Raw genomic sequence first — 10,091 nt, forward strand, 5'->3', positions numbered from 1 at the left:
CTTGTGGATGGCGCGGCACCAGAAGGGGCCCTGGTAGACGAAGGCGCTGTAGCCCTGGACGAGGGTGGCTCCGGCGAGGATGCGCTGCCAGGCGTCCTCGGCGTTCTCGATGCCGCCGACGCCGATCAGCGTGATCCGGGTGCCGACGCGCGCGTACAGCCGCCGCAGCACCTCCAGCGAGCGCTCCTTGAGCGGCGCTCCGGAGAGCCCGCCCGCCTCCTGGGTGAGGGACGGTCCGGAGCGCAGGCCCTCGCGGGCGACGGTGGTGTTGGTGGCGATGATGCCGTCGAGGCCCAGTTCCACGGCCAGATCGGCGACCGCGTCGATGTCGGCGTCCGCGAGGTCCGGTGCGATCTTGACCAGGAGGGGGACCCGGCGGTCCTGGACGGTGCGGTCGGCGGCCTCGCGTACGGCGGTGAGCAGCGGGCGCAGCGACTCGGTCGCCTGGAGGTCGCGCAGTCCGGGCGTGTTCGGCGATGAGACGTTCACCACGAGATAGTCGGCGTGCCGGGCGAGCCGCTCGGCGGAGGTGACGTAGTCCGCGACGGCCTCCGACTCCGGTACGACCTTGGTCTTGCCGATGTTGACGCCGACGACGGTCCTGAAGACCGGCCGGCGCTCGGCGAGCCGCTGGGCGACGGCGGCCGAGCCCTCGTTGTTGAAGCCCATACGGTTGATCAGCGCCCGGTCGGGGAGCAGCCGGAAGAGGCGCTGCTGCGGGTTGCCCGGCTGGGCCAGCGCGGTGACGGTGCCGATCTCCACATGGTCGAAGCCCAGCATCGACAGTCCGTCGACGCCGACGGCGTTCTTGTCGAAACCGGCCGCGAGCCCGAAGGGGCCGTGCATCCGCAGTCCGAGCGCCTCGGTCCGCAGCTCCTGGTGGCGGGGTGCGAGGGCGGCGGCGACAAAGGTGCGCAGGACGGGGACGCGGGCGACGAGCCTGATGCAGCGGAAGGCGAGATGGTGGGCCCGCTCGGGGTCCAGCCACCGGAAGACGGCGTTGAAGAGCAGTGGGTACATGGTGGGGTCCTCAGCGGGAGTCATCAGGAGGGGGACACCGGTTCCGGTGTCCCCCTGGCCCGATGTGCCTGGCGTGCCTGCTTGTCTGCTTGTCTTGTCTGCTTGTCTTGTCTGCTTGTCTTGTCTGCTCGCCGGCCCGTGGTCAGGGCGTGTCGCGGGCCGCGGTCAGATGCCGCGCGTGCTCCTGGAGGGAGCGGACGCCCACGTCCCCGCGGCCCAGCGCGTCGATGCCCTGGACGGCGGCGGCGAGCGCCTGGACGGTGGTGAGGCAGGGGACGGAGCGGGCGACGGCGGCGGTGCGGATGTCGTAGCCGTCGAGGCGTCCGCCGGTCCCGTAGGGGGTGTTGACGATGAGGTCGACCTCACCGTCGTGGATGAGCTGGACGATGGTCCGCTCACCGTCCGGGCCCTGGCCCTCGCTCTGCTTGCGGACCACGGTGGCGCTGATCCCGTTGCGCTTGAGGACCTCGGCGGTGCCGGAGGTCGCCAGCAGTTCGAAGCCGTGGGCGACGAGTTCGCGCGCGGGGAAGACCATCGAGCGCTTGTCGCGGTTGGCGACCGAGATGAACGCCCGTCCCTTGGTGGGCAGCGGGCCGTACGCCCCGGCCTGGGACTTGGCGTAGGCGGTGCCGAAGACGGAGTCGATGCCCATGACCTCGCCGGTGGAGCGCATCTCCGGGCCGAGGATGGTGTCGACGCCCCGGCCGTGGATGTCCCGGAACCGCGACCAGGGCATCACGGCCTCCTTGACGGAGATCGGGGCGTCCATGGGCAGCGTCCCCCCGTCTCCCTCCCGGGGCAGGAGTCCCTCGGCGCGCAGTTCGGCGATGGTCGCGCCCAGGGAGATCCGGGCGGCGGCCTTGGCCAGGGGGACGGCGGTGGCCTTGGAGGTGAAGGGCACGGTCCGGGAGGCGCGGGGATTGGCCTCCAGTACGTACAGGATGTCCCCGGCCAGCGCGAACTGGATGTTGATCAGTCCCCGGACGCCGACGCCGCGCGCGATGGCCTCCGTGGAGATCCGCAGACGCTTGACGTCGTGTCCGCCCAGGGTGATGGGGGGCAGGGCGCAGGCGGAGTCGCCGGAGTGGATGCCGGCCTCCTCGATGTGCTCCATGACGCCCCCGAGGTACAGCTCGTGGCCGTCGTAGAGGGCGTCGACGTCGATCTCTATGGCGTCGTCGAGGAAGCGGTCGACCAGCACGGGGCGGTTGGGGCTGATCTCGGTGGACTCCGCGATGTACGACTCCAGGCGGGCCCGGTCGTAGACGATCTCCATGCCCCGGCCGCCCAGCACATAGGACGGGCGGACCAGGACGGGGTACCCGATCTCCGTGGCGATCGCCTCGGCCTCGGCGAAGGTGGTCGCGGTGCCGTGCTTGGGCGCGGGCAGCCCGGCCTCCTTGAGGACGCGGCCGAAGGCGCCGCGGTCCTCGGCGGCGTGGATGGCCTCCGGGGAGGTCCCGGCGATGGGGACGCCGTTGTCCTTGAGTGCCTGGGCGAGGCCGAGGGGGGTCTGGCCGCCGAGCTGGACCAGGACCCCGGCGACGGGTCCGGCGAGGGTCTCGGCGTGCACGATCTCCAGGACGTCCTCCAGGGTGAGCGGCTCGAAGTAGAGCCGGTCGGAGGTGTCGTAGTCGGTGGAGACGGTCTCCGGGTTGCAGTTGACCATCACGGTCTCGAACCCGGCGTCGTGCAGGGCGAAGGAGGCGTGGACACAGGAGTAGTCGAATTCGATGCCCTGCCCGATCCGGTTCGGCCCCGAGCCGAGGATGATCACGGCGGGCTTCTCGCGCGGGGCGACTTCGCACTCCTCGTCGTAGGAGGAGTAGAAGTACGGGGTGCGGGCGGCGAACTCGGCGGCGCAGGTGTCGACGGTCTTGTAGACGGGGCGGATGCCCAGGGCGTGCCGCACCTCGCGGACCACCTCCTCGCGGAGTCCGCGGATCCCCGCGATCTGCGCGTCGGAGAAGCCGTGCCGCTTGGCCCCGGCCAGTATCAGGGGGTCCAGTTTCGCGGCGGCGGCCAGTTCGTCGGCGTACTCCTTGATCAGGAACAGCTGGTCCACGAACCAGGGGTCGATCCCGGTGGCCTCGAAGATCTCGTCCGGGGTGGCTCCGGCTCGGATCGCGTCCATGACGGTGTTGATCCGCCCGTCGGTCGGGCGCCCGGCCTCCGCCAGCAGGGCCGCCTTGTCCGCCTTGTCCGTCTTATTACCGGGTTGACCGGTGAAGTCGAACTGGGAGCCCTTCTTCTCCAGCGACCGCAGCGCCTTCTGGAGGGCTTCGGTGAAGTTCCGGCCGATGGCCATGGCCTCCCCCACCGACTTCATCGTCGTCGTCAGGGTCGCGTCGGCGGATGGGAACTTCTCGAACGCGAACCTCGGCACCTTGACCACCACATAGTCGAGGGTGGGCTCAAAGGACGCCGGGGTCTTCTCCGTGATGTCGTTGGGGATCTCGTCCAGGGTGTAGCCCACAGCGAGCCGGGCGGCGATCTTCGCGATCGGGAAGCCGGTGGCCTTGGACGCGAGAGCGGAGGAGCGGGAGACCCGGGGGTTCATCTCGATGACGATGATCCGGCCGTCGTCGGGGTTGACGGCGAACTGGATGTTGCAGCCGCCGGTGTCGACACCGACCTCACGGATGATGGCGATCCCGATGTCCCGCAGCCGCTGGTACTCGCGGTCGGTCAGCGTCATCGCCGGGGCGACGGTGATCGAGTCCCCGGTGTGCACCCCCATCGGGTCGAAGTTCTCGATGGAACAGACGACGACACAGTTGTCGTTCTTGTCGCGCATCAGCTCCAGCTCGTACTCCTTCCAGCCGAGGATGGACTCCTCCAGGAGCACTTCGGTGGTCGGCGAGAGCGTGAGGCCCTGCCCGGCGATCCGGCGCAGCTCGCCCTCGTCGTGCGCGAACCCGGAACCGGCGCCGCCCATCGTGAACGAGGGACGCACCACGACGGGGTAGCCGCCGAGGGTCTCGACGCCGGCGATGACGTCGTCCATGGTGTGGCAGATCACCGACCGGGCGGACTCGCCGTGGCCGATCTTCTCCCGGACGGCGGCCACGACGTCCTTGAACAGATCGCGGTCCTCGCCCTTGTTGATGGCCGCCACATTGGCGCCGATCAGTTCGACACCGTACTTCTCCAGCACCCCCTGCTCATGCATGGAGATCGCCGTGTTCAGCGCGGTCTGGCCGCCCAGTGTGGGCAGCAGGGCGTCGGGCCGCTCCTTCGCGATGATCTTCTCGACGAACTCCGGGGTGATCGGCTCCACATAGGTGGCGTCGGCGATCTCCGGGTCGGTCATGATCGTCGCCGGGTTGGAGTTGACGAGGATGACGCGCAGGCCCTCGGACTTGAGGACGCGGCACGCCTGGGTGCCGGAGTAGTCGAACTCGGCGGCCTGACCGATGACGATCGGACCCGAGCCGATCACCAGCACGGACTGGATATCGGAGCGCTTAGGCACGCTGGTCCTCCATCAGGGCTGTGTTCATCAAAGACGTGAAGCGGTCGAAGAGATACGCGGCGTCATGCGGGCCCGCAGCCGCCTCGGGGTGGTACTGGACGCTGAACGCGGGCCGGTCGAGGAGCCGGAGCCCCTCGACCACGTTGTCGTTGAGGCAGACGTGGGAGACCTCGGCACGGCCGTAGGGGGTGTCGGACACCTGGTCGAGCGGGGCGTCGACGGCGAATCCGTGGTTGTGGGCGGTGACCTCGACCTTGCCCGTGGTGCGGTCCTGTACGGGCTGGTTGATGCCCCGGTGGCCGTACTTGAGCTTGTAGGTGCCGAAGCCGAGCGCGCGGCCGAGGAGCTGATTGCCGAAGCAGATGCCGAACAGCGGGGTCCCGCGCTCCAGAACCGCCCTGACGACGGTGAGATCCGCGGTGGCGGGGTCGCCGGGGCCGTTGGAGAGGAAGACCCCGTCCGGCTCGACGGCGTAGACCTCGTCGACGGTGGCGGTCGACGGCAGGACGTGCACCTCGATACCGCGCTCGGCCATCCGGTGCGGGGTCATGCCCTTGATGCCGAGGTCCAGCGCCGCGACGGTGAAGCGCTTGGTGCCGATCGCGGGGACGACGTATGTCTCGGCGGTGGCGACCTGCGAGGAGAGGTCGGCGCCCGTCATCTGTGGGGATTCCTGGACCCGGGCGAGCAGGGTCGCCTCGTCGGCGATCGCGTCGCCGGAGAAGATGCCGACGCGCATCGCGCCCCGCTCGCGCAGATGGCGGGTGAGGGCGCGGGTGTCGATTCCGCTGATGCCGACGACGCCCTGGGCGATCAGCTCGTCGTCGAGGGTGCGCCGCGAGCGCCAGTTGGAGCGGACGCGGGAGGGGTCGCGCACGACATAGCCCGCGACCCAGATCTTCCGCGACTCGTCGTCCTCGTCATTGACACCGGTGTTGCCCACATGGGGGGAGGTCATGACGACGACCTGGCGGTGGTACGAGGGATCGGTGAGCGTCTCCTGGTAACCGGTCATGCCGGTGTTGAACACCGCCTCGCCGAAGGTCTCCCCCACGGCCCCGTAGGCACGGCCGCGGAAGGTGCGGCCGTCCTCCAGGACGAGTACGGCGGGAGCCTGCCGCTGGTGAGCGGCTCCCCGGGTGGCGGTGGTCATCGTGCGCCTTCCGTCGTGTTGATCAGGTCGTTCAGTGCGGTGGTCCACTCGTTGTGCTCGGCCGCGCGGTCGGAGCGGAAGCCGGAGTCCACGAGGGTGCCGCCGTGCTCCCAGGTGACGATCAGCAGCCCGCCGTCGGCGAGCACCTTTCCGGCGATGCCCTTGTCGAGCCGGACCCCGCGCAGGGCATGCCGGGGGATGAAGAAGTCGGTCGCCCCTGGCCGTACGACATCGATTCCCGCGTCGGTGAGGGTCAGCTCCACCCGGCTCCGGGTACCCAGGCCGTGGGCGACGATCCGGTCGAGCCACTGACCTGCGGTGGTCGAGCCGTGGTAGCGGCCGGTCGCCGTGAGCCGGGGCTCGCCGGGGGCACCGGGCGCGGCCGGCAGCGCGGGCAGCCCGGACTGGAGGGAACCGCGCCACTTCCAGCCCTGGCGCATCAGCCAGTACACGAGGGCGATGAACAGGGCCAGGCCGGCGACCCAGCCGAGACGGGCCGCCCAGTCCGTCACCTCGGCGGACTTCTGCTCGGCGGCGAGTCCGGCTGCGGTGGTGCTCAAAGATGTCACGCGAGGTTCCCGTCGACGACCGTTGCCCGGCCCCGCAGAAAGGTGTGCGTGACGCGTCCCGGCAGCTCACGGCCCTGGTAGGGGGTGTTGCGGCTGCGGGATGCGAAGCCCGCGGGGTCCACCGCTCCACGGTATGCCGGATCCACCAGCGTCAGGTTCGCGGGCTCACCTGCCGAGACAGGACGTCCATGCCCGGCCAGCCTGCCGATCACGGCCGGGCGGAACGACATCCGGTCGGCGACCCCGGCCCAGTCCAGCAGTCCGGTGTCGACCATCGTCTCCTGGACGACGGACAGCGCGGTCTCCAGGCCCACCATGCCCATGGCCGCCGCGCCCCACTCGCAGTCCTTGTCCTCGTGCGGGTGGGGGGCGTGGTCGGTGGCGACGCAGTCGATGGTGCCGTCGGCGAGGGCCTCGCGCAGGGCCAGTACGTCGGCCTCGGTGCGCAGCGGCGGGTTCACCTTGTAGACGGGGTCGTAGGTGCGGACGAGTTCGTCGGTGAGCAGCAGATGGTGCGGGGTGACCTCGGCGGTGACGTCCCAGCCCTTGGACTTGGCCCAGCGGACGATCTCGACCGAGCCCGCGGTGGAGAGATGGCAGATGTGCACCCGGGAGCCGACGTGGGCGGCGAGGAGGACATCCCGGGCGATGATCGATTCTTCGGCGACGGCGGGCCAGCCGCCCAGCCCCAGCTCGGCCGAGACGACGCCCTCGTTCATCTGGGCGCCCTCGGTCAGCCGGGGCTCCTGTGCGTGCTGGGCGATGACGCCGTCGAACGCCTTCACATACTCCAGCGCGCGCCGCATGATCACGGCGTCGTCGACGCACTTGCCGTCGTCGGAGAAGACCCGCACCCCGGCGGCGGAGTCGCGCATCGCGCCCAGCTCGGCGAGCTGCTTGCCCTCCAGGCCCACGGTGACGGCGCCGACCGGCTGGACGTCGCAGTAGCCGGACTCCCGGCCGAGCCGCCAGACCTGCTCGACCACGCCCGCGGTGTCGGCGACGGGGAAGGTGTTGGCCATCGCGTGGACGGCGGTGAAGCCGCCGACGGCGGCGGCCCTGGTGCCGGTGAGGACGGTCTCGGAGTCCTCACGGCCCGGCTCGCGGAGGTGGGTGTGCAGGTCGACCAGGCCGGGCAGCAGGATCTTCCCGGCGGCCTCGACGACCGTGGTGCCGTCCCCCGCCGCCAGGTCACTGCCGACCGCGGCGACGGTCTCGCCGTCGATCAGCACATCCTGCGGCTCGCCGCCGAGCACCTTCGCGCCACGGATAAGGATCTTGCTCATGACTTGTTCTCCTCGGGACGCGCGTGGGTGACGGCGGGCTCGTTGCCGCCGAGCAGCAGATACAGGACGGCCATCCGGGTCGAGACGCCGTTGGCGACCTGTTCGACGGCCGTGCAGCGGTCGGAGTCGGCGACCTCGGCGGTGATCTCCATACCCCGGTTCATCGGACCCGGGTGCATGACGACCGCGTGCTCGGGCATCCGGGCCATCCGGTCGCCGTTGAGGCCGTAGCGGCGCGCGTACTCGCGCTCGGTGGGGAAGAAGGCGGCGTTCATCCGCTCGCGCTGGACCCGCAGCATCATCACCGCGTCGGACTTGGTCAGCACTTCGTCCAGGTCGTACGACACCTGGCACGGCCAGTTCTCGACGCCGATGGGTACGAGGGTGGGCGGCGCGACGAGGGTGACCTCGGCGCCGAGGGTGTGCAGCAGCAGCACATTGGAGCGGGCGACCCGGCTGTGCAGGATGTCGCCGACGACGGTGATCCGGCGCCCTTCGAGGCCGCGCCCTATGCCGGCGTCCCGGCCCACCAGCCGGCGGCGCATGGTGAAGGCGTCCAGCAGGGCCTGGGTGGGGTGCTCATGGGTGCCGTCGCCCGCGTTGACGACCGCGCCGTCGATCCAGCCGGAGTTCGCCAGCCGGTAGGGGGCGCCGGAGGCGTGGTGGCGGATGACGACGGCGTCCGCGCCCATCGCCTCCAGGGTCAGCGCGGTGTCCTTGAGGGACTCGCCCTTGGAGACCGATGACCCCTTGGCCGAGAAGTTGATGACATCGGCGGAGAGCCGCTTGGCGGCGGCCTCGAAGGAGATCCGGGTCCGGGTCGAGTCCTCGAAGAAGAGGTTGACGACGGTACGGCCCCTCAGGGTGGGCAGCTTCTTGATCGGCCGGTCGGCGACGCGGGCCATCTCCTCGGCGGTGTCGAGGATGAGCACGGCGTCGTCACGGGTGAGGTCGGCGGCCGAGACGAGGTGACGCTTCATCGAAGGGGCTCCGGTGGTCGGGGCGAACAGGGCCGGCGGGCTCGCCGCGTCCGCCGCGCGTCCGCCGGTGGCTGTGGACACGCGGGAGACTCGCGGGAGGCATACGGACGCGGGGGTCCCGCCGGTGGGCGGGCGGCCGGGAGGGGCGCTATCGCTCGGCGGCGGGCACGCTCTCGCGCACCCCGAGCAGCACGGTGTCGCGGCCGTCCTCCTCGGCGAGCAGGACCTTGACCGTCTCCCGCAGCGAGGTGGGGAGGTTCTTGCCCACATAGTCGGCGCGGATGGGCAGTTCCCGGTGGCCCCGGTCGACGAGGACCGCGAGCTGTACGGCGCGGGGGCGGCCGATGTCGCCCAGCGCGTCGAGGGCGGCGCGGATGGTGCGGCCGGAGAAGAGCACATCGTCGACGAGGACGACCAGGCGCCCGTCGACGCCCTCGCCGGGGATGTCGGTACGGGCCAGCGCCCGGGCGGGCCGCAGGCGCAGATCGTCGCGGTACATGGTGATGTCGAGGGAGCCGACCGGCATCGTACGGCCGGTGATCTCCTCCAGTTTGTCGGCGAGCCTGCGGGCGAGGAAGACGCCGCGGGTGGGGATGCCGAGGAGCACCACATCGTCGGCGCCCTTGGCGCGTTCGACGATCTCATGGGCGATACGGGTCAGTACCCGCGCGATGTCGGGCGCCTCCAGGACGGGGCGTGCCACATCGGAGCTGTGCGTGTCCATATGAAACGGACCTCCTTCTCCGCCTCACTGGACGGACCTTAAAGGACGTCGGAATTGCGTCACCCACCGTACCAGGGCCGTGTCGTGCATCTGTTCGCGCCCCGGGCAGAGGTCCCCGCAGCACATCCGGCGCCGGATCGCACCCCGAGCCGGTCCGGATCATGACAATCGACCGGTCCGGACCATTCGGCTTGACGCATCCAAGTAACGCTGCGTAACCTCACAGTGAGTTACCAGTCGCGCGGCCGAGCCGCACGTTGTCACAGCGTCCGGGGAGCTATATGTCCAGCGAATACGCAAAGCAGCTCGGGGCCAAGCTCCGCGCCATCCGCACCCAGCAGGGGCTGTCCCTCCACGGCGTGGAAGAGAAGTCCCAGGGCCGCTGGAAGGCCGTGGTGGTCGGGTCGTACGAGCGGGGCGACCGCGCCGTGACCGTGCAGCGCCTGGCCGAGCTGGCGGATTTCTACGGCGTTCCGGTGCAGGAGCTGTTGCCGGGCACCACGCCGGGCGGGGCCGCGGAGCCGCCGCCGAAGCTCGTTCTCGACCTGGAGCGGCTCGCCCATGTGCCGCAGGAGAAGGCGGGCCCCCTCCAGCGTTACGCGGCCACGATCCAGTCCCAGCGGGGCGACTACAACGGCAAGGTGCTGTCGATCCGCCAGGACGACCTGCGCACCCTCGCGGTCATCTACGACCAGTCGCCTTCGGTCCTGACCGAGCAGCTCATCAGCTGGGGCGTGCTGGACGCGGACGCGCGCCGCGCGGTCAGCCACGACGAGGGCTGAGCCGGCTCGGAGGGTATGTCCCGCTTGAGGAGAAACGTCACGTCGGAGGGCGGGCCCGCATCGGTCGGGGCCGCCCTCCGCCGCTGTCCGCGGGGCCGGTCC

The 10,091-nt window shown here is 70.5% G+C and carries 8 protein-coding genes; 1 reads left to right on the top strand and 7 read right to left on the bottom strand.

The annotated features are described in order from the left end of the window. The 7 genes from ACWF94_RS22795 to pyrR all read right to left on the bottom strand — a co-directional run. Positions 1 to 1,020: quinone-dependent dihydroorotate dehydrogenase (locus tag ACWF94_RS22795; RefSeq protein ID WP_453491347.1), on the bottom strand; the 1,020-nt coding region annotated here is incomplete at its 3' end. Positions 1,021 to 1,162: 142 nt separating this feature from the next. Beyond that, the gene (carB, locus tag ACWF94_RS22800; RefSeq protein ID WP_453491350.1) at positions 1,163 to 4,495 is read right to left on the bottom strand and encodes a carbamoyl-phosphate synthase large subunit; all 3,333 of its coding nucleotides are present in this window, start codon (positions 4,493 to 4,495) and stop codon (positions 1,163 to 1,165) included. After that, positions 4,488 to 5,648 (bottom strand): glutamine-hydrolyzing carbamoyl-phosphate synthase small subunit, encoded by a 1,161-nt coding sequence (gene carA, locus ACWF94_RS22805; protein WP_453491353.1) that lies wholly within the window; start codon positions 5,646 to 5,648, stop codon positions 4,488 to 4,490. The genes carB and carA overlap by 8 nt, the downstream gene beginning before the upstream one ends. After that, entirely contained in the window at positions 5,645 to 6,217 is a 573-nt protein-coding gene (locus tag ACWF94_RS22810) for a PH-like domain-containing protein (RefSeq protein WP_453491356.1), read from the bottom strand. Before ACWF94_RS22810 ends, carA begins: the two co-directional genes overlap by 4 nt. After that, the gene (locus ACWF94_RS22815) at positions 6,214 to 7,503 is read right to left on the bottom strand and encodes a dihydroorotase (protein ID WP_453491358.1); all 1,290 of its coding nucleotides are present in this window, start codon (positions 7,501 to 7,503) and stop codon (positions 6,214 to 6,216) included. Before ACWF94_RS22815 ends, ACWF94_RS22810 begins: the two co-directional genes overlap by 4 nt. After that, the gene (locus ACWF94_RS22820; RefSeq protein WP_453491366.1) at positions 7,500 to 8,483 is read right to left on the bottom strand and encodes an aspartate carbamoyltransferase catalytic subunit; all 984 of its coding nucleotides are present in this window, start codon (positions 8,481 to 8,483) and stop codon (positions 7,500 to 7,502) included. Before ACWF94_RS22820 ends, ACWF94_RS22815 begins: the two co-directional genes overlap by 4 nt. A 148-nt stretch (positions 8,484 to 8,631) precedes the next feature. Then, complete coding sequence (gene pyrR, locus ACWF94_RS22825; RefSeq protein WP_453491361.1) at positions 8,632 to 9,207, bottom strand: bifunctional pyr operon transcriptional regulator/uracil phosphoribosyltransferase PyrR; 576 nt, start codon at positions 9,205 to 9,207, stop codon at positions 8,632 to 8,634. Positions 9,208 to 9,488: 281 nt separating this feature from the next. Between pyrR and bldD the strand changes: the two genes are divergently transcribed. Then, a complete protein-coding gene (gene bldD, locus ACWF94_RS22830) occupies positions 9,489 to 9,989 on the top strand; it encodes a transcriptional regulator BldD (RefSeq protein ID WP_401883130.1) in 501 nt (166 codons plus the stop codon). Positions 9,990 to 10,091: the final 102 nt, after the last annotated feature.

It is taken from the genome of Streptomyces sp. NPDC055078 (genome assembly GCF_053607985.1).

Excerpts from the sequence above, each read along its gene's own strand:
- pyrR (WP_453491361.1), bottom strand. The coding sequence starts at position 9,207 with ATGGACACGCACAGCTCCGATGTGGCACGCCCCGTCCTGGAGGCGCCC.
- bldD (WP_401883130.1), top strand. The coding sequence starts at position 9,489 with ATGTCCAGCGAATACGCAAAGCAGCTCGGGGCCAAGCTCCGCGCCATC.
- carA (WP_453491353.1), bottom strand. The coding sequence starts at position 5,648 with ATGACCACCGCCACCCGGGGAGCCGCTCACCAGCGGCAGGCTCCCGCC.
- ACWF94_RS22820 (WP_453491366.1), bottom strand. The coding sequence starts at position 8,483 with ATGAAGCGTCACCTCGTCTCGGCCGCCGACCTCACCCGTGACGACGCC.
- ACWF94_RS22815 (WP_453491358.1), bottom strand. The coding sequence starts at position 7,503 with ATGAGCAAGATCCTTATCCGTGGCGCGAAGGTGCTCGGCGGCGAGCCG.